This window comes from Klebsiella sp. GW_Kp181, assembly GCF_040062315.1.
Taxonomy (GTDB): domain Bacteria; phylum Pseudomonadota; class Gammaproteobacteria; order Enterobacterales; family Enterobacteriaceae; genus Klebsiella; species Klebsiella oxytoca.
Map to the genome: position 1 here is coordinate 20,525 of NZ_JBEAFR010000072.1, position 21,276 is coordinate 41,800.

The 21,276-nt window shown below is 52.9% G+C and carries 18 protein-coding genes and 1 pseudogene; 14 read left to right on the forward strand and 5 right to left on the reverse strand.

Annotated elements, in window-relative coordinates; genetic code table 11:
• The 4 genes from mreD to csrD form a co-directional block, all read right to left on the reverse strand.
• Entirely contained in the window at window positions 1-489 is a 489-nt protein-coding gene (mreD, locus tag ABLV11_RS18700; RefSeq protein WP_004106250.1) for a rod shape-determining protein MreD, read from the reverse strand.
• Window positions 489-1,475 (reverse strand): rod shape-determining protein MreC, encoded by a 987-nt coding sequence (gene mreC, locus ABLV11_RS18705; RefSeq protein WP_004106252.1) that lies wholly within the window; start codon window positions 1,473-1,475, stop codon window positions 489-491. Before mreC ends, mreD begins: the two co-directional genes overlap by 1 nt.
• A gap of 70 nt (window positions 1,476-1,545) precedes the next feature.
• Entirely contained in the window at window positions 1,546-2,589 is a 1,044-nt protein-coding gene (mreB, locus tag ABLV11_RS18710; RefSeq protein ID WP_002918653.1) for a rod shape-determining protein MreB, read from the reverse strand.
• Between the two features lie 305 nt (window positions 2,590-2,894).
• A complete protein-coding gene (gene csrD / locus ABLV11_RS18715) occupies window positions 2,895-4,835 on the reverse strand; it encodes an RNase E specificity factor CsrD (RefSeq protein ID WP_224330382.1) in 1,941 nt (646 codons plus the stop codon).
• Window positions 4,836-5,054: 219 nt separating this feature from the next.
• On the opposite strand from csrD, the gene ABLV11_RS18720 reads away from it, so the two are divergent.
• The 11 genes and pseudogenes from ABLV11_RS18720 to fis all read left to right on the forward strand — a co-directional run bounded on the left by ABLV11_RS18720 (window position 5,055) and on the right by fis (window position 15,116).
• Window positions 5,055-6,029 carry an MDR family oxidoreductase gene (locus tag ABLV11_RS18720; protein ID WP_004106258.1) on the forward strand — a complete coding sequence of 325 codons (975 nt, stop codon included), beginning with the start codon at window positions 5,055-5,057 and terminating at the stop codon, window positions 6,027-6,029.
• Between the two features lie 78 nt (window positions 6,030-6,107).
• The gene (gene msrP, locus ABLV11_RS18725) at window positions 6,108-7,109 is read left to right on the forward strand and encodes a protein-methionine-sulfoxide reductase catalytic subunit MsrP (RefSeq protein ID WP_004106261.1); all 1,002 of its coding nucleotides are present in this window, start codon (window positions 6,108-6,110) and stop codon (window positions 7,107-7,109) included.
• Complete coding sequence (msrQ, locus tag ABLV11_RS18730) at window positions 7,109-7,708, forward strand: protein-methionine-sulfoxide reductase heme-binding subunit MsrQ (protein WP_348855627.1); 600 nt, start codon at window positions 7,109-7,111, stop codon at window positions 7,706-7,708. Before msrP ends, msrQ begins: the two co-directional genes overlap by 1 nt.
• 393 nt (window positions 7,709-8,101) lie before the next feature.
• Entirely contained in the window at window positions 8,102-8,575 is a 474-nt protein-coding gene (accB, locus tag ABLV11_RS18735) for an acetyl-CoA carboxylase biotin carboxyl carrier protein (RefSeq protein WP_004106265.1), read from the forward strand.
• Window positions 8,576-8,585: 10 nt separating this feature from the next.
• A complete protein-coding gene (gene accC / locus ABLV11_RS18740) occupies window positions 8,586-9,935 on the forward strand; it encodes an acetyl-CoA carboxylase biotin carboxylase subunit (RefSeq protein WP_004106267.1) in 1,350 nt (449 codons plus the stop codon).
• A 110-nt stretch (window positions 9,936-10,045) separates the two neighbouring features.
• Window positions 10,046-10,288: a YhdT family protein gene (locus tag ABLV11_RS18745; protein ID WP_004106269.1), complete on the forward strand. Its 243-nt coding sequence runs from the start codon at window positions 10,046-10,048 to the stop codon at window positions 10,286-10,288.
• Complete coding sequence (panF, locus tag ABLV11_RS18750; RefSeq protein ID WP_126489605.1) at window positions 10,278-11,729, forward strand: sodium/pantothenate symporter; 1,452 nt, start codon at window positions 10,278-10,280, stop codon at window positions 11,727-11,729. Before ABLV11_RS18745 ends, panF begins: the two co-directional genes overlap by 11 nt.
• An 11-nt stretch (window positions 11,730-11,740) precedes the next feature.
• Window positions 11,741-12,622, forward strand: coding sequence for a 50S ribosomal protein L11 methyltransferase (prmA, locus tag ABLV11_RS18755; RefSeq protein WP_126489606.1), 882 nt, complete (start codon window positions 11,741-11,743; stop codon window positions 12,620-12,622).
• A 138-nt stretch (window positions 12,623-12,760) separates the two neighbouring features.
• A complete protein-coding gene (locus ABLV11_RS18760; RefSeq protein WP_064343913.1) occupies window positions 12,761-13,501 on the forward strand; it encodes a carbonic anhydrase family protein in 741 nt (246 codons plus the stop codon).
• 328 nt (window positions 13,502-13,829) lie between these two features.
• A pseudogene (dusB, locus tag ABLV11_RS18765) lies at window positions 13,830-14,838 on the forward strand (tRNA dihydrouridine synthase DusB).
• A complete protein-coding gene (fis, locus tag ABLV11_RS18770) occupies window positions 14,820-15,116 on the forward strand; it encodes a DNA-binding transcriptional regulator Fis (RefSeq protein ID WP_000462905.1) in 297 nt (98 codons plus the stop codon). The pseudogene dusB and the gene fis overlap by 19 nt, the downstream one beginning before the upstream one ends.
• Before the next feature lie 73 nt (window positions 15,117-15,189).
• Here fis and envR read toward each other — a convergent pair whose 3' ends face one another.
• Entirely contained in the window at window positions 15,190-15,831 is a 642-nt protein-coding gene (gene envR, locus ABLV11_RS18775) for an acrEF/envCD operon transcriptional regulator (protein WP_004106278.1), read from the reverse strand.
• 378 nt (window positions 15,832-16,209) lie between these two features.
• Here envR and ABLV11_RS18780 point away from each other — a divergent pair, with 378 nt between their 5' ends.
• The 3 genes from ABLV11_RS18780 (at window position 16,210) to ABLV11_RS18790 (ending at window position 20,976) form a co-directional block, all read left to right on the forward strand.
• Complete coding sequence (locus ABLV11_RS18780) at window positions 16,210-17,349, forward strand: efflux RND transporter periplasmic adaptor subunit (protein ID WP_017145332.1); 1,140 nt, start codon at window positions 16,210-16,212, stop codon at window positions 17,347-17,349.
• A gap of 13 nt (window positions 17,350-17,362) precedes the next feature.
• A complete protein-coding gene (locus tag ABLV11_RS18785) occupies window positions 17,363-20,473 on the forward strand; it encodes an efflux RND transporter permease subunit (RefSeq protein WP_348855630.1) in 3,111 nt (1,036 codons plus the stop codon).
• Between the two features lie 281 nt (window positions 20,474-20,754).
• Entirely contained in the window at window positions 20,755-20,976 is a 222-nt protein-coding gene (locus ABLV11_RS18790) for a membrane protein (RefSeq protein WP_004106283.1), read from the forward strand.
• Window positions 20,977-21,276 lie beyond the last annotated feature (300 nt).

The following is a 21,276-nucleotide window of genomic DNA, read 5'->3' on the forward strand; positions in this document are numbered from 1 at the left end:
TTATTGCACCGCAAACTGCTGACGCACTTTACGCATTAGCAGGAAAATCCATGGCCAGAGCACACCGTTTACTACACTACTCCAGAACACTTCCGGGCGGAAAGAGACGTTGATCACTAAAAACTCTGCCCAGAAAACAATGATATCCACGGCGAGGGATAACATGACTACCACCAGCGCCTGTTGCCAGAGCGCCAGATTGCGGAACAGCTGATATTTCAGCGCAACCAGATAAGCCACAATACTTAATGATAGTGCGCGAACGCCAAGCGTCGAACCGCTAATGAGATCGAGGATTGCGCCCATCACAAAGCCTGTGCCGACGTTAACCCGATGGGGCAACGCAAGAATCCAGTACAACAGGATGAGAAATACCCAGTTTGGCCGGTAAACGCTAATGTCCGCCGGCCAGGGCATAATCTGCAACAAGAGTGCAATAAGGAACGAGAGCCAGATAACCCAGCGTCCCTGGCTACGGTAGCTTGCCACTATTGCCCCCCTGCAGGCAGAGGCTGCTGTGGCATACCGGTTGCTGGCGCTGGCATCTGCGGCCCCATCGCATCCGGCGCAGGCAGAACCTGCGGCATCATCTGCATCAGGCGCTCGTTCGCTACGCGATGAACCTCTTCCGGCGTCATGGGATTAGCTCCGTTGCGATCGGCGCCCCACAGCAGCAGCAGATAGCGCAAGCGCTGCAGACCGGCAGTCGGACGGGCCTGAATCACCGTGTACGCGCGCTGCGTATCCAGCTTAACGGAAGAGACCACGCCCACCGGATACCCTTCCGGGAAGCGGCCGCCGAGCCCCGAAGTCACAAGGACGTCGCCGACGCGAATATCAGTATTGGCCGGCAGATGTTCCAGCTGCAGATCGTCAGTACAACCGTTGCCTGCCGCAATCACGCGAATATCGTTACGCAGCACCTGAATCGGTAACGCATGAGTGGCATCGCAAATCAGCAGCACGCGGCTGGTCAGCTTCGCCACCGCGACCACTTGGCCGACGACGCCTTTATCGCTGATGACCGGCTGACCTTCATATACGCCGTTAACGCTGCCTTTATCGATAACAACCTGATCGCTGTATGGGTCGTTAACCGTTGAGATGACCTGGGTCACCATTTTTTGCTCGTCCTGACGCAGCGGAGAGCCCAGCAGCTCGCGCAGACGCGCGTTCTCCTGTTTATACTGACCCAGCATCAATAGATCGCTGTTTTTTAACAGCAGTTCCTGGCGCAGCGCGCGGTTTTCCAGTTCGAGCTGGTCGCGGGTGGCCAGCGTTTGCGAAACGCTATCCAGCAGTTCCCGGGGACCATTAGAGACAAAGTAGAAAGGGCTGACGGCAGTATCCATGTACGTTCGAATCTGGCTGAACGTACCCAGGCGGCTGTCGGCGATTATCACGCCAAGCGCCACCAAAACCGCCAGAATAAGGCGAATCTGTAGCGACGGGCCACGGCTAAAAATTGGCTTCATAGGCTATGCGTATTCTCGTGTCAGTTAAGACCGGGGCAGCCGTAAGCCAGCTACCCGGATCTCAGGCTGACTACTCTTCGCTGAACAAGTCGCCGCCGTGCATATCGATCATTTCCAGTGCCTTGCCGCCGCCACGAGCGACGCAGGTCAGTGGATCTTCTGCAACTACGACAGGAATTCCTGTCTCTTCCATTAACAGGCGGTCAAGGTTGCGCAGCAGCGCGCCGCCGCCGGTCAGAACCATACCGCGTTCGGAGATATCGGAAGCCAGTTCCGGCGGGCACTGCTCCAGCGCGACCATCACCGCGCTAACGATGCCGGTCAGCGGCTCCTGCAGCGCTTCGAGGATTTCATTGGAATTCAGCGTAAAGCCGCGTGGTACGCCTTCAGCAAGGTTGCGCCCGCGAACTTCGATTTCGCGAACTTCATCACCCGGATAAGCGGAACCGATCTCGTGTTTGATACGTTCTGCGGTCGCTTCGCCGATCAGGGAGCCATAGTTACGACGCACATAATTAATCACCGCTTCGTCAAAACGGTCGCCGCCGATACGTACGGAAGAGGAGTAGACCACGCCGTTCAGGGAGATGACCGCCACTTCAGTCGTCCCGCCACCGATATCCACAACCATCGAACCGGTTGCCTCGGAGACCGGCAGGCCTGCGCCGATCGCAGCCGCCATCGGCTCTTCAATCAGGAAAACTTCACGGGCGCCAGCGCCCTGTGCGGATTCACGAATCGCGCGACGTTCAACCTGAGTCGCGCCAACCGGCACGCACACCAGCACGCGCGGGCTCGGACGCATAAAGCTGTTGCTGTGCACCTGTTTAATAAAGTGCTGAAGCATTTTTTCGGTAACGAAGAAGTCGGCAATAACGCCGTCTTTCATTGGGCGAATAGCTGCAATGTTGCCCGGTGTACGCCCAAGCATCTGCTTCGCTTCATGACCCACCGCTGCGACGCTTTTCGGCGATCCGGCACGATCCTGACGAATGGCCACCACGGAAGGCTCATTCAATACGATGCCTTGTCCTTTTACATAAATCAGGGTATTCGCGGTACCCAGGTCAATGGACAGGTCATTGGAAAACATGCCACGAAATTTTTTTAACATACTAAGGGATAATCCTGAAAGCTGGGGCGGAAAACAAAATCCGCTTACTTTACCAACCACGCGCAGCAGCGACAAGGCGCAAAAATCATCTGCTGCGGTGAAAATTAGTGCAGTTCGTTACCTTTGTTACAAATTTGACTGAGTCCGTCCGATGCCGAAATCTTCAGCAGCGCTCCGCGCTTGAATCTGCAACCTGTCAAAGGTCATTCACTGGCATTTACATTGCGACAATCCGGCAGGTAGACAAGCACACCCCCATCACTATGGCGCGCATTATTCTACGTGAAATCACGCTAAACGGCAGATCAAACAGAGTATCTTTGCGAATATTTTTTCACATTTGTGTCAAGTGGCTGTGAGGCGGCAAAAAATTCCCCCTGACCGCCGGTGACACCGCATTGAGACAGCACCTGCCACTCGCTACGGCTGAGCACGCCGGTTGCGAAAACCTGAACCGGCATTCCCTTACAGGCTTCAACCAGACTCTGCACCAGCAGCTGATTCTCACTGCGTTTTTCTATATTGCGCGATAACCCCGAATGCAGCTTGATAACCTCAACGTCGAGCTGCTTAATCCAGCTGGTTCCAACCAGCGTCAGACCAGCCTGAACTACGGCAACTCGAACACCTAAAGCATTAACCAACCGCATAACCGGCTGCAGGCGGCCGATATATTGACAAACATCCGCCTCTGCAAGTTCAAAAATAATACGCCGACGTTGCGATTTTTCGCATTGCATCAAAGTATCGCGCAGCCAGCGCTGGAAGCGGGGGCGAATTAATGACTCAACCGTCACCTGTAGCGCGAGATTTTCTTCCGGCCAGAAGCCTAAAAACGGCAGCAACCGGGTGATTTGCAGGCGGTCATACTCTTCCGCCAGACCGAACTGCAGTACCATCGGCATATATTCCGCCGCGATAACTTCTTCCTTGCCATCGTAAAGACGGCACATTAGCTCGCGGTGGTGTACGCGACCGTCACGCGTTACGGCAGGTTTCTGGTAGAGACGCGGTCCGCCGCGGCTGAGCATTTGCTCGATAAGCGTGCGCCAGCGGACGTTGCCGCGCCCCTTTTCCGGGAGAGAGTCATCGTAGACGGCCCAGCTGTTGCTACCCTGCAATACCGCATTGCGCGTTGCCGCTTCCGCATGCTCCATCACCTGGGCTGCCGTTTGTCCGCTACGGAAGGCGCAGATCCCGATATGCATCATGTCGTCACGATCGAGAATTCGCGTTGGCGGCAGGGCATCCATAGCCTTCAATAGCAATCCGGCGATGCTATCCGCCTCTTTTAACGTGCGATGAGGGAGCAGAACGGCAAAATCGCTTCGGTGATAGCGGGCCAGCAGCGCGCCGGGATAACGCATAATAAAGGTGGAAAGCATGTTGATCAGCGTAAAGTAATGCTCTTCAGTCGCTGTACGCCCCCAGTTATCGCGCAGCAGGTCGAAATCCGGCAGGCGGATCATCATAACAATACCGTACGACCCCACCTTCTCCTGATCTTCAAGCAGCGTCGACAGCTGATTATCAAAGAACAATCGGTTACTGAGTCCGGTTTTTGAATCCTGCGCAACGTAAGAACGAATCAGGGTATCCATGCGGCTTCGCTGATCGCTGGCAAACTGCAGTTCTGATAGCAGCGTATCTAACGCACTGCTGGTGTTGACTGGCCATTCGTGTACCGACCCGCGCACCTGCGGGCCGCGTTCGCCGTTAAGAATACGCACAGAGCGAAGCTCCAGTAGCTCCTGGCCCGCCAGCTGACGACGGATCCAGCGCACGGAAAAAAAGATAATCAGCACCATGAAACCAATAGCGATGGAAAGCGGCGCGGTAACGTGCAGCGAACGGAAATAATTGGCCATCGGATCCAGATAAACCAGATGGATAACTATGCCTGGGTGCTTGAGCGACGGCACGGTGATACTACGGAACTGATTGCTGCTGCCTAACGGACGATAGTTATCGTTGCGGGAATGGCTATAGACCGATTTGCCATTAAGCTGAAAATCAACGTGCACGACTTCGACCGGCGTCATCAGCTCATCCATCTGCGGTTCTAACTGGTCAAAAGATATAGAGACCAGGCGGTTATCCAGCATCGTTGCCACCGCCTGAACGCGGTTGGTCATTTTTAGCTGAATACCGTTATAAAAACTCAGCGAAGCGCCAATCAGCGTGACAAAGATAGTCAGGCTGGTGAGTAACGTGACAAAGGCTGAGAATTTCGTCGTTAATCGCATCCCTGTGTTAACTCCGCGAGTGAATGAGTGCCCGATAAACATCCGGGCTCCAGTGCTGGCGCCTAAACTAAAGTAAGCACTAACTTTCTAAAGAGCGACGCATACTACCAAAGCTGGCGTATCTGGCAATTTATTGCGTTACATCGGTGTAATAATGCCGTTAGCGAGTATAGTCTGCAGAAAAATTTTTCCAATCATCCAACCTACGAGGACCGGCGCATGCAGGCTTTAATCTTAGAACAGCAGGATGGCAAAACTCTCTCTTCGGTGCAAACCATTGACGCCAGCCAGCTGCCGCAGGGCGATGTGACAGTGGATATCGAGTGGTCCAGCCTCAACTATAAAGATGCGCTGGCGATCACCGGTAAAGGAAAAATCATCCGCAACTTTCCGATGATTCCTGGCATCGATTTTGCCGGTTCGGTCCACAGCAGCGAAGATCCTCGCTTTCATGCGGGCCAGCAGGTGCTGCTCACCGGATGGGGCGTTGGCGAAAACCACTGGGGCGGTCTGGCGGAACGCGCTCGCGTTAAAGGCGACTGGCTGGTAGCAATGCCTCAAGGACTGAATGGGCGTAAAGCCATGACCATTGGTACCGCGGGCTTCACCGCCATGCTGTGCGTGATGGCGCTGGAAGATGCCGGAATTCGTCCTGAAGATGGCGAAATTGTAGTTACCGGGGCCAGCGGCGGCGTCGGCAGCACCGCAGTCGCTTTGCTGCATCAGCTGGGGTACAAGGTAGCGGCGGTTTCCGGGCGCGAAAGCACCCATGAATATTTGAAAGCCCTCGGCGCGCAGCGCATCCTTGGCCGAGATGAGTTCGCCGAAACCCGCCCGCTGGAAAAGCAGCTGTGGGCCGGCGCTGTTGACACGGTTGGCGATAAAGTACTGGCAAAAGTACTGGCGCAAATGAACTACGGCGGCTGCGTTGCAGCCTGCGGCCTCGCTGGCGGATTTGCGCTGCCGACCACCGTGATGCCGTTTATTCTGCGCAATGTACGCCTGCAGGGCGTTGACTCGGTGATGACCCCGCCCGCCCGCCGGGCTGAAGCCTGGCAAAGGCTGGTCCGCGATCTACCGGAATCGTTCTATGCGCACAGCGCAACCGAAATCACCCTCGCCGAAGCCCCTGAGTTTGCTGAAAAGATTATGACCAATAAGATTCAGGGCCGCACGCTGGTTAAAATCGCCTAATCTGCAATTTTTCGTGACATATTCGCAATAACGCCTCGCCTCCGTCATGCTTAGAAAAAACGCATGACGGAGGATGCTATGAAACCCAAAAAACTGACAGAAGCCGACGTTACGGCAGAATCCGTTTTTATGCTGCAACGTCGCCAGGTCCTGAAAATGCTGGGCATCAGCGCGACCGCCCTTTCCCTTACCCCCTCCGCGCAAGCCGATCTGTTGGATTGGTTTAAAGGCAACGATCGCCCGCCGGCCCCGGCGGGCAAAGCGCTAACGTTCGAAAAACCGGCGCAATGGCAAAATAACCTGCCGCTCACGCCGGAGGATAAAGTTGCTGGTTACAACAACTTTTATGAGTTCGGTCTGGATAAAGCCGATCCGGCGGCGAATGCCGGCAGCCTGCGCACCGATCCCTGGACGCTGACGATCGGTGGCGAAGTGGCTAAACCGCTCACGCTCGATCATGACGACCTGACCAGCCGATTCCCGCTGGAAGAACGAATTTATCGAATGCGCTGCGTAGAAGCCTGGTCGATGGTGGTTCCGTGGGTCGGTTTCCCGCTCCATAAGCTGCTGTCGCTGGTCGAACCCACCAGCAATGCTCGCTACGTTGCATTTAAAACGCTTTATGCTCCTGAGCAGATGCCGGGTCAAAAGGACCGTTTTATCGGCGGCGGTCTGGCGTATCCCTACGTTGAAGGACTGCGGCTCGATGAAGCAATGCATCCTCTGACGCTGCTCAGCGTGGGCGTGTATGGCAAGGCGCTGCCCCCGCAGAACGGTGCGCCGGTTCGGCTCACCGTGCCCTGGAAGTACGGCTTCAAAGGGATTAAGTCCATCGTCAGTATTGAGCTCACCCGTGAGCGTCCGCCCACCACCTGGAATCTGGCCGGGCCCGAAGAGTATGGCTTCTACGCCAACGTTAATCCGCATGTCGATCATCCCCGCTGGTCGCAGGCGACTGAGCGTTTTATCGGCGCCGGCGGCGTACTCGACGTTAAACGCCAGCCAACGCTGCTGTTCAACGGCTATGCCGAAGAAGTGGCGTCGCTCTATCGGGGCCTGAATTTGCGGGAGAACTACTAGTGCGCCTGAACGTAAAGCAGATAACCTGGCTGAAAGTGCTTCTCCATCTGGCTGGCTTTTTGCCCGTTGTCTGGCTGTTCTGGGCCGGGCAGCAGGGCTATTTCAGCGCCGACCCGGCAAAGGATATTCAGCACTTTACCGGTAGGATGGCTCTTAAATTCCTGCTGGCTACCTTGCTTGTTTCGCCGCTAGCGCGCTACGCTAAACAGCCGTTATTGATACGCACCCGGCGCTTACTTGGCTTATGGTGCTTTGCCTGGGCAACGCTGCATTTAACCAGCTACACGCTGCTCGAACTCGGGATTAACAATCTGGCGCTTTTGGGTTCAGAAGTTATCAGCAGGCCTTACCTGACGCTGGGTTTACTCAGCTGGCTGATTCTGCTGGCGCTGGCGGCGACCTCCACCCAGGCGATGCAGCGGAAATTAGGCCGCCGTTGGCAAACATTGCATAACTTCGTCTATGTTGTCGCGATCCTTGCGCCGATTCACTACCTGTGGTCGGTGAAGATTTTATCCCCGCAGCCGATCATTTATGCGCTGCTGGTACTGCTGCTTTTAGCATGGCGATACAAGAAGTTTCGCCAGTGGTGGCGCTGATTCCGGATATGTGCAGTTTCCCGCAGTTCTTTTATCAACCGCCCCACTTTACACGATAGCGGTTGATAATCTTCCCTGATAAGACCAGTATTTAGCTGCCAAATGCTACGAAATCGTTATAATGTGCGACTTTGGTTTTCCTTACGGGCTTTTTGAGTCCCGAAAAGGTGACAATCGCGTATCGAAGGTATATTTTGTTTTTTACCCGAGAATGGCAGAAGATGGCCGCATGTTGGCCGGTAAGTTTCGCTTTTTGCTTTCGGGCAGCCGGAGCGTAACCTGTCGACTTATGCCCAATGGCGGCGTCATGAATCAGCAGTAATTCATATGCTTTACAGACGGTGCTAACACGCCTGTCACAATCACACTAAACAAAGAGTACGGAACCCACTCATGGATATTCGTAAGATTAAAAAACTGATCGAGCTGGTTGAAGAATCAGGTATCTCCGAACTGGAAATTTCTGAAGGCGAAGAGTCGGTACGCATTAGCCGTGCCGCGCCAAACGCAGGTTTCCCGGTGATGCAACAGGCTTATGCCGCACCGATGATGCAGCAACAGCCGGCTCTGTCTAACGCAGTCGCAACTGCGGCCACTCCAGCAATGGAAGCCCCTGCGGCAGCGGAAATCAGTGGTCACATCGTACGTTCCCCAATGGTTGGTACTTTCTACCGCACCCCGAGCCCGGACGCGAAAGCCTTCATCGAAATCGGTCAGAAAGTTAACGCGGGCGATACCCTGTGCATCGTTGAAGCCATGAAAATGATGAACCAGATCGAAGCCGATAAATCCGGCGTGGTGAAAGCCATTCTGGTCGAAAGTGGTCAACCGGTAGAATTTGACGAGCCACTGGTCGTCATCGAATAACGAGGCGAACATGCTGGATAAAATTGTTATCGCCAACCGCGGCGAGATTGCATTGCGTATCCTGCGTGCCTGTAAAGAACTGGGCATCAAGACCGTTGCTGTGCACTCAACGGCGGATCGCGATTTAAAACACGTATTGTTAGCGGATGAGACGGTCTGTATTGGCCCGGCTCCGTCCGTAAAAAGTTACCTCAATATCCCGGCTATCATTAGCGCAGCTGAAATCACCGGCGCGGTGGCTATTCACCCGGGTTATGGTTTTCTGTCCGAAAACGCTAACTTCGCTGAGCAGGTTGAGCGTTCCGGCTTTATCTTTATCGGTCCGAAAGCAGACACTATCCGCCTGATGGGCGACAAAGTCTCTGCCATTACCGCAATGAAGAAAGCGGGCGTTCCAACCGTACCGGGCTCTGACGGCCCGCTGGGTGAAGATATGGACGTTAACCGCGCCCATGCCAAACGCATTGGCTACCCGGTGATTATCAAAGCCTCCGGCGGCGGCGGCGGTCGCGGTATGCGCGTCGTGCGCAGCGATGCTGAGCTGGCTCAATCCATCTCCATGACCAAAGCGGAAGCAAAAGCCGCTTTTAACAACGACATGGTGTATATGGAGAAATACCTGGAGAATCCTCGCCACATCGAGATCCAGGTACTGGCTGACGGTCAGGGTAACGCTATCTATCTGGCTGAGCGCGACTGCTCCATGCAGCGTCGTCACCAGAAGGTCGTCGAAGAGGCACCGGCGCCGGGCATTACTCCGGAACTGCGTCGCTATATCGGCGAGCGTTGCTCCAAAGCGTGCGTCGATATCGGCTATCGCGGGGCGGGTACTTTTGAGTTCCTGTTCGAAAACGGCGAGTTCTATTTCATCGAAATGAATACCCGTATTCAGGTAGAACACCCGGTAACCGAGATGATCACCGGCGTCGATCTGATTAAAGAACAGCTGCGCATCGCTGCTGGTCAGCCGCTGTCCATCAAGCAGGAAGAAGTTATGGTTAAAGGCCATGCGGTGGAATGCCGTATCAACGCCGAAGACCCGAACACCTTCCTGCCGAGCCCGGGTAAAATTACCCGCTTCCACGCGCCGGGCGGTTTTGGCGTACGCTGGGAGTCTCATATCTACGCAGGCTACACCGTACCTCCGTACTATGACTCAATGATCGGCAAGCTGATCTGCTATGGTGAAAACCGTGATGTCGCGATTGCCCGCATGAAAAATGCGCTGCAGGAGCTGATTATCGATGGCATCAAAACCAACGTAGATCTGCAGATCCGCATCATGAACGACGAACATTTCCAGAATGGTGGCACCAATATCCACTATCTGGAGAAAAAACTCGGATTGCAGGAGAAGTAATTCTCTTACTGCTGCAAAAGGCCGGATAATCCGGCCTTTTTTCTTTTTCTCTCCTCTCCGCTTTTCCATGCGGTACAATCCCCGCTTTCTTCATCCTCAAGGGACAAAAAATGGACAAACGTTTTGTTCAGGCCCATAAAGAGGCGCGCTGGGCGCTGTGGCTAACCCTTCTTTATCTTGCGGCCTGGCTGGCTGCCGCCTATTTGCCGGGCGTCGGTATTGGCATAACCGGCCTGCCGCACTGGTTTGAAATGGCCTGCCTGCTGGTACCGCTGGTGTTTATCCTGCTGTGCTGGGCAATGGTAAAACTGATTTATCGCGATATTCCTCTGGAGGATGACGATGCAGCTTGAAGTCATACTGCCGCTTGTCGCCTACCTGCTGGTGGTGTTTGCTCTCTCCATCTATGCGATGCGTAAGCGCGTAACGGGTTCCTTCCTGAACGAGTATTTCCTCGGTAGCCGCTCGATGGGCGGCATTGTATTAGCCATGACGCTTACGGCTACCTATATCAGCGCAAGCTCGTTTATAGGCGGCCCCGGCGCGGCCTATAAATATGGTCTCGGCTGGGTACTGCTGGCGATGATCCAGCTTCCTGCTATCTGGCTCTCGCTGGGAATTTTGGGTAAGAAATTCGCCATTCTGGCGCGACGTTATAATGCCGTAACGCTGAACGATATGCTCTTTGCCCGCTATCAAAGCCGCCTGCTGGTCTGGCTTGCGAGCCTGAGCCTACTGGTTGCTTTTGTTGGGGCAATGACGGTGCAGTTCATCGGCGGGGCGCGCCTGCTGGAAACCGCGGCGGGCATCCCCTACGAAACCGGCCTGCTGATTTTTGGCGTCAGTATCGCACTTTATACCGCGTTCGGCGGTTTTCGTGCCAGCGTCCTCAATGACACCCTCCAGGGGATGGTAATGCTGATAGGAACGATTGTTCTGCTGGTTGGCGTCGTGCATGCGGCTGGCGGGCTACATAATGCGGTAGAAACGCTGCAAACTATCGATCCTAAGCTGGTCTCTCCGCAGGGTGCTGATGATATTCTTTCTCCCACCTTTATGACCTCTTTTTGGGTGCTGGTCTGCTTCGGGGTGATTGGCCTTCCGCACACCGCCGTTCGCTGCATCTCCTATAAAGACAGCAAAGCGGTTCACCGGGGAATTATCATTGGCACAGTAGTCGTCGCGATCCTGATGTTTGGTATGCACCTTGCCGGAGCGCTCGGCCGCGCGGTGATCCCGGATCTGACGGTGCCGGATCTGGTCATCCCTACCCTCATGGTGAAAGTATTGCCGCCATTTGCCGCCGGGATCTTCCTCGCTGCGCCAATGGCCGCCATTATGTCGACGATCAACGCTCAACTGCTGCAAAGTTCCGCTACGATCATTAAAGATCTGTATCTGAATCTGCGCCCCGAGCAGATAACAAATGAAACCCGGTTGAAGCGGATGTCGGCAACGATCACCCTGCTGTTGGGCGCTTTACTGCTGCTGGCAGCCTGGCGTCCGCCTGAGATGATTATCTGGCTCAACCTGCTGGCGTTCGGCGGCCTGGAGGCCGTGTTCTTATGGCCGCTGGTGCTGGGCCTGTACTGGGAACGAGCGAACGCGAAAGGCGCATTGAGCGCGATGATCGTCGGCGGCGTACTCTATGCCATACTCGCCACTTTTAATCTTCAGTACCTGGGCCTCCATCCGATAGTGCCCTCGTTACTGTTAAGTTTATTGGCTTTCCTGGTCGGAAACCGCTTCGGAACCTCCGCCCCGCAAGCCGCCGTATTGACTACTGATAAATAAAGAGTTTTGCCATGCCATGGATCCAACTGAAACTGAACACTACCGGCGCGAACGCGGAAGAACTGAGCGATGCGCTGATGGAAGCGGGTTCCGTTTCCATTACTTTCCAGGATACGCACGACACGCCGGTATTCGAACCTCTGCCGGGCGAGACCCGTCTGTGGGGCGATACTGATGTTATCGGCCTGTTTGACGCTGAAACAGACATGCAAGAAGTGGTCGCGATTCTGGAGCAGCATCCGCTGCTGGGCGCCGGTTTCGTGCATAAAATCGAACAACTGGAAGATAAAGACTGGGAGCGCGAATGGATGGATAACTTCCACCCTATGTGCTTCGGTAAACGCCTGTGGATCTGCCCGAGCTGGCGGAATGTGCCGGATGAAAACGCCGTTAACGTGATGCTCGATCCGGGCCTGGCGTTTGGTACCGGTACGCATCCCACAACGGCAATGTGCCTCGAATGGCTGGATGGACTCGATCTCGCAGGCAAAACGATCATCGATTTTGGCTGCGGCTCAGGCATTCTGGCCATTGCGGCCTTAAAGCTGGGCGCAGCGAAAGCGATTGGTATTGATATCGATCCGCAGGCGATTCAGGCCAGCCGCGATAACGCCGAGCGCAACGGGGTCTCTGAACGTCTGGAACTGTATCTGCCTAAAGATCAGCCAGAGGCGATGAAAGCCGATGTCGTGGTCGCAAACATTCTGGCTGGCCCATTACGCGAGCTAGCCCCGCTTATCAGCGTGCTGCCGGTTACAGGCGGTCTGCTGGGGCTTTCCGGCATCCTTGCCAGCCAGGCGGAAAGCGTTTGTGAGGCATACGCCGACCTCTTTAATCTCGATCCCGTCGTGGAGAAAGAGGAGTGGTGCCGGATTACCGGTATTAAAAAGTAATCTCTCCTTGTGGCCTCATCGCAGGCCACAACTTTTCGCGTTTTCTGTACAAAATCATTCGCCCAATAAGAATAAGATGATGCGGTAACATATTGTAGTTACCAATAAAATCATCATCTTATTCATTGGACGAATTATATGAAAACATCTTTAGGCAAGGCGGCATTGTTGGTGTTAAGCATGATGCCCATTACGGTTTTTGCTTCCCATTGGGGCTATGAAGGCGAAGGTTCGCCGGAGCACTGGGGAGCGCTCAGTGAAGAGTACAAAACCTGCCAGAGCGGCATGAACCAATCTCCCATCAACATCGATACCACGTTCAAAGCGCACCTGTCACCGTTGGAAACCCACTATATTGATGGCCCAATTACGCTCATCAACAATGGTCACACCATTCAGGCCGGGTTAAAAACTACCACAGCGGACACCATTACAATTGACGGTACGCCATTTACCCTTCAGCAGTTCCATTTCCATGCCCCGAGCGAAAATACCGTTCACGGTAAGCACTATGCGATGGAGATGCACCTGGTCCATACCAACGCTCAAGGGGCCATCACTGTCGTAGCGGTGATGTTTGACCAGGGGGCGGAAAATAGCGAGCTGAACAAACTGTGGGCTACTATGCCGGAAAAAGCGGAGCAGAATGCGAAGGTCAGCACGCAAATGGACCTCAACGCCCTGCTTCCTGCGGACAAGACATACTGGCGATTCAGCGGCTCTCTGACTACTCCGCCCTGCTCTGAAGGGGTAACCTGGATTGTCCTTAAGCATCCGCTAACGTTGTCTGCCGCGCAGCTGGCAAAATTTAGCCACACCATGCATCACGATAATAATCGTCCGGTGCAGCCGCTGAATGGTCGCGTCGTCATTGAGTAAACATCAGATACGCTTCACGATCATGTTCTGAAATGAGAGCTAACTCACATAAAGCCAAGATAATTTGCTGATTAATTCAGCAGATTATCTTGTCCACACCCCGGGCCGGGAAGAAAAAATGAGAAGTTATGCAAAAATATATGTGTAGATAAATTCATCACATATTTTTAATACAATGATTTATAAAGCTAATTATTCATGAGCGTCGACCTGGACGGCGATTCTTTGATCCACCTCAGTGGATTGCTCAAAGTTTGGCCTTTCATCTCGTGCAAAAAATGCGTAATATACGCCGCCTTGCAGTCACAGTATGGTCATTTCTTAACTCATGCGCATCGGACACTACCAGCTCAGAAATCGACTTATCGCAGCGCCTATGGCTGGCATTACTGACAGACCATTCCGGACGCTGTGTTACGAGATGGGAGCAGGGTTGACCGTATCCGAGATGATGTCCTCCAACCCGCAGGTCTGGGAGAGCGACAAGTCCCGCTTACGGATGGTGCACGTTGATGAGCCCGGTATTCGTACCGTGCAAATCGCCGGCAGCGTGCCGGAAGAGATGGCTGCAGCCGCCCGTATTAACGTGGAAAGCGGCGCCCAAATTATTGATATCAATATGGGGTGTCCGGCTAAAAAAGTGAATCGTAAGCTTGCAGGTTCAGCCCTCTTGCAGTACCCCGACCAGGTGAAGTCGATCCTGACGGCGGTCGTCAAAGCAGTGGACGTTCCCGTAACTCTCAAGATTCGCACCGGTTGGGAACCGGAACACCGTAACTGTGTAGAAATTGCCCAACTGGCTGAAGAATGTGGCATTCAGGCTCTGACTATTCACGGACGCACCCGCGCCTGCTTGTTTAACGGAGACGCTGAGTACGACAGTATTCGGGCAGTTAAGCAGAAAGTTTCCATTCCGGTTATCGCGAATGGCGACATTACTGACCCGCTTAAAGCCAGAGCCGTGCTCGACTATACGGGGGCTGATGCCCTTATGATAGGCCGTGCGGCTCAGGGAAGACCCTGGATCTTTCGGGAAATCCAGCACTATCTGGACACTGGAGAGCTGCTGCCCCCGCTGCCCCTGGCAGAGGTTAAGCGCTTGCTTTGTGCACACGTTCGGGAACTGCATGGCTTTTACGGCCACGCAAAAGGGTACCGAATCGCACGCAAACACGTATCCTGGTATCTGCAGGAACACGCTCCAGATGACCAGTTTCGGCGCACATTCAACGCCATAGAAGATTCCAGCGAACAGCTGGAGGCGTTGGAGGCATACTTCGAAAATTTTGCGTAATAGAAATAAAGAGCTGACAGAACTATGTTCGAACAACGCGTAAATTCTGACGTACTGACCGTTTCTACCGTTAACTCTCAGGATCAGGTAACTCAAAAGCCCCTGCGTGACTCGGTTAAACAGGCACTGAAGAACTATTTTGCTCAACTGAACGGTCAGGATGTTAATGACCTGTATGAGCTGGTACTGGCTGAAGTAGAACAGCCCCTGTTGGACATGGTGATGCAATACACCCGCGGTAACCAGACCCGTGCTGCCCTGATGATGGGCATCAACCGTGGTACTCTGCGTAAAAAGCTGAAAAAATACGGCATGAACTGATACTAATCAGTTAAATGTTTGATATAAAAGGCGCTCTTCGGCATGGGGAAGCGCCTTTTTTATTACATCCGCTTTAATGATTGACTATCGCCTGTAGCCCGCGGGTTCCGCAAAGGACCGACATAATATTATCAACCAAAGCGGGAGCCTGATGATACAGGTCGAATTTTCCGGGCTCTACGAGCCAGTTTTTAATAATACCGACAAATGCGCTATGTAATACAATTAATGAAATTTCAACGTTGGTTTCCTCTGGTAATAATCCGTTACGAATGCAGAGCTGTAAAACACTGCGAATAACGGGATAGCTAAAACCAATTTTTTTGCGAATCTCAGCCTCGGATATCATCTCGCTGGAAAACTCACACTTCTGATACAGAATTTGCATTAGCGCACGTTGACGGGGATTAATGGCGATATATTGCAGACCGATAATAAATTTTTCTCGTAGCCTGCTGAGCGGGTCCTGAGCGTGTGAAGAGGTAAATTCATGTTTAAGCAGATCACGTAACGGAAGCTGCTGTTGCCACATTTCATTAAAGAGTTCCGCTTTGCTGGAAAAGTGCCAGTAGACTGCTCCCCGCGTCACGCCAGCAGCATCAGCGATATCGGCTAACGTTGTACCGGTCACGCCGCGTAGGGCAAACTGTTGAATGGCTGACTCAATCAAAAGCTGCCGCGTCTTTAACGCATCTTCTTTCGTTCTTCTAGGCATACGGTGCTCCGCTCTACGCCAGATTAAGAGTGTGGGAAATAAGTGAATACGTATAAACCTAACATCTGACAATGAATATTGTTTAGCAAAAATACAGATAAGTTAAATCTCAAGTGAAATGCAAATAAATACACCACAAGAATAATTAAAAGAAATTTATTCACCGATTAAATATCAGTGTAAGCAAATTTTAAATTGAGATCATTCTCAAAACATAATCACCGATATTTTGTTTTTGCGTGCCTTGCTGATGGCTAAAAAATAACTATTTCTTACATCCACCGTTTTTTATTTGTAGGATACCAAACCGCATTTTAATTCATTATTTCTTGCACAGATTCGTGGCCAAGCCTGGCTCAAAATCTATAAGGAACAGCAATGACACGTCACGTCAGGGTTACACTTTTATCCAGCCTCATCATCCCGGCCCTCCTGCTCAGCGGCTGTGATGATTCAGGCGATCGGCAACCGCATGCGCAGATACCTCAGGTCTCCGTTTATGTGGTGAACAGCGCGCCGCTGTCCGTGACCACGGAGCTACCTGGCCGGACATCAGCTTACCGCGTAGCGGAAGTTCGCCCGCAGGTTAGCGGCATTATCCTGCATCGTAACTTTGTCGAAGGTAGCGATGTCGCCGCTGGACAGTCTCTCTATCAAATCGATCCGGCGACCTATCAGGCAGCTTATAACAGCGCAAAGGGGGATGAAGCGAAAGCAGAGGCCGCAGCGGCTATCGCCCATTTAACGGTCAAACGTTATGCGCCTCTTCTCGGCACAAAATATATCAGCCAGCAGGAATACGATCAGGCAGTAGCGACGGCCCGCCAGGCGGATGCCGATGTTATCGCAACAAAAGCCGCCGTTGAAAGCGCGCGCATTGATTTGGCGTACACCAAAGTGACTTCACCTATCGGCGGTCGCATCGGCAAATCCAGCGTAACCGAAGGCGCACTGGTGACAAATGGTCAGGCTGATGCAATGGCGACGATACAGCAGCTCGATCCTATTTATGTTGATGTTACCGAGTCCAGTAATGATTTCATGCGCCTGAAGCAGGAGAGTCTGCAGCAGGGCAGTGGCACTAAAAGCGTGCAGCTGATTATGGAAAACGGTCAACCTTATGCGCTGCGGGGCACCCTGCAGTTCTCCGATGTTACGGTAGATGAGAGCACCGGCTCTATTACGCTGCGCGCGATCTTCCCCAACCCACAGCATGCTCTGCTGCCAGGAATGTTTGTTCGCGCTCGCATCGACGAAGGTATTTCACCAGACGCTATTCTCGTTCCTCAGCAGGGGGTAACCCGTACGCCGCGCGGTGATGCCAGCGTGATGCTCGTCAATGACAAAAACCAGGTTGAAACGCGGCCAGTCACCGCCTCGCAGGCGATTGGCGATAAGTGGTTAATCACGAGCGGTCTGAAAGCCGGTGAAAAGGTCATTGTCAGCGGTCTGCAGAAAGTGCGTCCCGGCGTCACGGTGAAGGCCGAAGAGGATACCGCGACGACTGTCGCGCAATAAGGTACGAATCCCTATGTCTAAGTTTTTTATCCATCGCCCGGTTTTCGCCTGGGTGCTGGCAATCATCATGATGATTGCCGGCGGCCTCGCGATTATGCAGCTCCCGATAGCACAATACCCGACCATCGCACCGCCTGCGGTCGCTATCTCCGCCACCTACCCTGGCGCGGATGCCCAAACCGTACAGGATACGGTGACTCAGGTTATCGAACAGAACATGAACGGCATTGATAACCTGATGTATATGTCCTCAACCAGCGATTCCGCCGGCGGCGTGACCATTACGCTGACCTTTACCTCGGGTACGGATCCGGATATTGCGCAAGTTCAGGTACAGAATAAACTCCAGCTGGCAACGCCGCTACTGCCTCAGGAAGTACAGCAGCAGGGGATTAGCGTCGAGAAATCAAGCAGTAGCTTCTTAATGGTCGCTGGTTTCATCTCCGATAACCCCAGCACCACTCAGGATGATATCTCTGACTATGTGGCCTCGAACGTCAAAGATACCATCAGCCGCCTTAACGGCGTGGGTGATGTACAGCTCTTCGGCGCACAGTATGCAATGCGCATCTGGCTGGATGGAAACCTGCTGAATAAGTACAATTTGACGCCTGTTGACGTCATAAACCAGCTTAAAATCCAAAACGATCAGATTGCTGCAGGGCAGCTTGGCGGCACTCCGGCCCTTAAAGGCCAGCAGCTAAATGCATCCATCATTGCCCAGACGCGACTGAAGGACCCCGCAGAATTTGGCAAAGTAACTCTGCGAGTGAACGCCGACGGGTCAGTCGTGCATCTGAAAGATGTGGCACGCATTGAGCTGGGCGGAGAAAACTATAACGTCGTCGCAAGAATCAATGGCAAGCCAGCTTCAGGCCTGGGAATTAAACTTGCGACCGGTGCCAATGCCCTTGATACCGCCACGGCGATAAAAGCGAAGCTTGCCGAACTGCAGCCGTACTTCCCACAGGGGATGAAGGTCGTCTATCCTTACGACACCACGCCGTTTGTGAAAATCTCTATCCACGAGGTGGTGAAGACGCTATTTGAAGCCATCATCCTCGTCTTCCTGGTGATGTATCTGTTCTTACAGAATATCCGGGCTACTCTGATCCCCACTATCGCAGTTCCGGTCGTTCTGCTTGGCACCTTTGCCGTGCTGGCAACCTTCGGTTACTCCATCAATACGCTAACGATGTTTGGCATGGTGCTGGCAATAGGCCTGTTGGTCGACGATGCTATCGTGGTAGTGGAAAACGTCGAACGCGTGATGGTAGAAGAGAAGCTCTCCCCAAAAGAGGCGACGGAAAAATCGATGTCGCAAATCCAGGGGGCATTGGTGGGTATTGCCATGGTGCTATCGGCGGTGTTTGTCCCGATGGCCTTCTTTGGCGGCTCTACGGGGGCGATTTATCGGCAGTTTTCTATCACCATCGTCTCCGCGATGGCGCTGTCCGTACTGGTGGCGCTGATCCTGACCCCCGCGCTTTGTGCCACCTTACTGAAACCCGCATCAGCCGATCATCATGAGAAAAAAGGATTTTTTGGCTGGTTTAATGCGAAATTCGATCGTAGCGTGAATCACTACACCAACAGCGTGAGTGGGATCCTGCGCTGTACCGGGCGCTATCTGATCATCTATTTGCTAATCGTTGTGGGTATGGCGGTATTGTTTATGCGCCTGCCCACCTCTTTCTTGCCGGATGAGGATCAGGGGGTATTTATGACCATGATCCAGCTCCCTTCAGGCGCAACGCAGGAACGCACGCAGAAGGTTCTTGATACGGTTACCGATTACTATCTGCATAAAGAGAAGGCGAACGTTGAAAGCGTCTTTACCGTTAACGGCTTTAGCTTTAGCGGCCAGGGCCAAAACTCCGGTATGGCGTTTGTCAGCCTGAAGCCATGGGAAGAGCGCAGCGGCGCAGAGAATGGTGTTGAGGCAATCATCAAACGGGCTACCGTTGCCTTTAGTCAGATTAAAGATGCTATGGTCTTTCCTTTCAACCTGCCGGCAATTATCGAGCTGGGTACGGCTACCGGTTTTGATTTTGAGCTTATCGATCAGGGTAACCTGGGCCATAGCGCATTAACCCAGGCCCGTAATCAACTTCTGGGTATGGTGAGAGAATACCCTGACCAGCTGGTACGCGTTCGCCCCAACGGGCTCGAAGACACGCCGCAATTCAAGCTTGATGTCGATCAGGAGAAAGCTCAGGCTCTGGGTATTTCGCTATCCGATATCAATGAGACCATTTCCGCGGCGCTAGGGGGCTACTACGTTAACGACTTTATTGACCATGGACGCGTGAAAAAAGTCTACGTTCAGGCCGATGCTAAATTCCGTATGCTGCCTAGCGATATCAATAATATGTACGTTCGCAGCGCGAACGGCGAGATGGTCCCGTTCTCCGCATTCGTGACCTCGCGCTGGGTTTATGGTTCACCGCGCCTGGAGCGCTACAATGGTTTACCCTCTATGGAAGTTTTGGGGGAAGCGGCACCGGGGAAAAGTACCGGTGATGCGATGATTTTAATGGAACAGCTAGCCAGCAAGCTTCCTGCCGGTATTGGTTACGACTGGACGGGAATGTCCTATCAAGAACGTTTATCGGGTAATCAGGCGCCAGCCCTGTATGCCATTTCGCTGATTGTCGTCTTTCTGTGTCTTGCGGCGCTTTATGAAAGCTGGTCGATCCCCTTCTCTGTCATGCTCGTCGTACCATTAGGCGTTGTTGGAGCATTACTCGCGGCGTCGTTACGCGGGCTTAATAATGACGTTTATTTCCAGGTAGGCTTATTAACCACTATTGGCCTCTCTGCGAAAAACGCGATTCTTATCGTTGAGTTTGCCAAAGACCTGATGGATAAAGAAGGCAAGGGCATTATCGAAGCCACACTGGAAGCATCCCGTATGCGTCTACGTCCTATCCTGATGACTTCCCTTGCTTTTATTTTGGGTGTTCTGCCTCTGGTTATTAGCCATGGCGCAGGCAGCGGAGCTCAAAATGCAGTAGGTACCGGAGTTATGGGCGGAATGTTGACGGCAACATTGCTGGCTATATTCTTTGTCCCGGTCTTCTTTGTGGTAGTAAGGCGACGCTTTACCAGGCACATAGACTAAATATTCTTTCCAGGGCACCCATCCGGTGCCTTTTTTCTTGCCTGAAAAATAAATACCTATCTCACTGATATTAAATATATTTATTATTCTTTAACCTACCCCCGCCCCGCAATCCACATTATTTACTCATAATCATCTGTCTTTCTTAATAATATTTACGTTAGTCATAAATTGAGATTATTTACTCTGGCGGCCAACTATATTTCTGATGAGAAAATAAGCTGTTCCGTATGTACGTGGGTTCGCCACTACAGCGAAGCGGATTATTTAGAGGTAACATCATGAACAAATTTATTATAGTGGCATTGCTGGCTACGCTACTTGCCGGCTGTGCACATGACTCTCCGTGCGTACCGGTTTATGACTCTGAAGGTAGACTCGTCCATACCAATACTTGTGTGAAAGGAACAACTCAGGATAACTGGGAAACCGCTGGCGCGATTGCCGGCGGCGCAGCTGCGGTAGCTGGCCTGACGCTCGGTATTGTAGCTTTAACCCGTTAACGCCTTCTCTTCTCTGCCATAAAAGGTGCCGGAGGGTTATCCGGTACCGCTTCCCCGAAGGTAAGTTCCGCGATGCTTAACGGTATCACCCGCGACTAAAGGCCGGGCAAAGCCCCTCCCCTCAGATAACGTCAAACGGATAAATTGCCATTACCAGCCAGGAAAAAGGATATTTACGCAGGAGCGAAAACGCAAAAAGCCCATCCTGACGGATGGGCTCTTTACTTGTTTGATGCCTGGCAATGCCCTACTCTCACATGGGGAGACCCCACACTACCATCGGCGCTACGGCGTTTCACT

What these genes read in the sequence shown, in the direction of transcription:
- mreC (WP_004106252.1), bottom strand. Translation starts at nt 1,475, where the DNA reads ATGAAGCCAATTTTTAGCCGTGGCCCGTCGCTACAGATTCGCCTTATT.
- mreB (WP_002918653.1), bottom strand. Translation starts at nt 2,589, where the DNA reads ATGTTAAAAAAATTTCGTGGCATGTTTTCCAATGACCTGTCCATTGAC.
- csrD (WP_224330382.1), bottom strand. Translation starts at nt 4,835, where the DNA reads ATGCGATTAACGACGAAATTCTCAGCCTTTGTCACGTTACTCACCAGC.
- ABLV11_RS18720 (WP_004106258.1), top strand. Translation starts at nt 5,055, where the DNA reads ATGCAGGCTTTAATCTTAGAACAGCAGGATGGCAAAACTCTCTCTTCG.
- msrP (WP_004106261.1), top strand. Translation starts at nt 6,108, where the DNA reads ATGAAACCCAAAAAACTGACAGAAGCCGACGTTACGGCAGAATCCGTT.
- accB (WP_004106265.1), top strand. Translation starts at nt 8,102, where the DNA reads ATGGATATTCGTAAGATTAAAAAACTGATCGAGCTGGTTGAAGAATCA.
- accC (WP_004106267.1), top strand. Translation starts at nt 8,586, where the DNA reads ATGCTGGATAAAATTGTTATCGCCAACCGCGGCGAGATTGCATTGCGT.
- ABLV11_RS18745 (WP_004106269.1), top strand. Translation starts at nt 10,046, where the DNA reads ATGGACAAACGTTTTGTTCAGGCCCATAAAGAGGCGCGCTGGGCGCTG.
- panF (WP_126489605.1), top strand. Translation starts at nt 10,278, where the DNA reads ATGCAGCTTGAAGTCATACTGCCGCTTGTCGCCTACCTGCTGGTGGTG.
- prmA (WP_126489606.1), top strand. Translation starts at nt 11,741, where the DNA reads ATGCCATGGATCCAACTGAAACTGAACACTACCGGCGCGAACGCGGAA.
- ABLV11_RS18760 (WP_064343913.1), top strand. Translation starts at nt 12,761, where the DNA reads ATGAAAACATCTTTAGGCAAGGCGGCATTGTTGGTGTTAAGCATGATG.
- fis (WP_000462905.1), top strand. Translation starts at nt 14,820, where the DNA reads ATGTTCGAACAACGCGTAAATTCTGACGTACTGACCGTTTCTACCGTT.
- envR (WP_004106278.1), bottom strand. Translation starts at nt 15,831, where the DNA reads ATGCCTAGAAGAACGAAAGAAGATGCGTTAAAGACGCGGCAGCTTTTG.
- ABLV11_RS18780 (WP_017145332.1), top strand. Translation starts at nt 16,210, where the DNA reads ATGACACGTCACGTCAGGGTTACACTTTTATCCAGCCTCATCATCCCG.
- ABLV11_RS18785 (WP_348855630.1), top strand. Translation starts at nt 17,363, where the DNA reads ATGTCTAAGTTTTTTATCCATCGCCCGGTTTTCGCCTGGGTGCTGGCA.
- ABLV11_RS18790 (WP_004106283.1), top strand. Translation starts at nt 20,755, where the DNA reads ATGAACAAATTTATTATAGTGGCATTGCTGGCTACGCTACTTGCCGGC.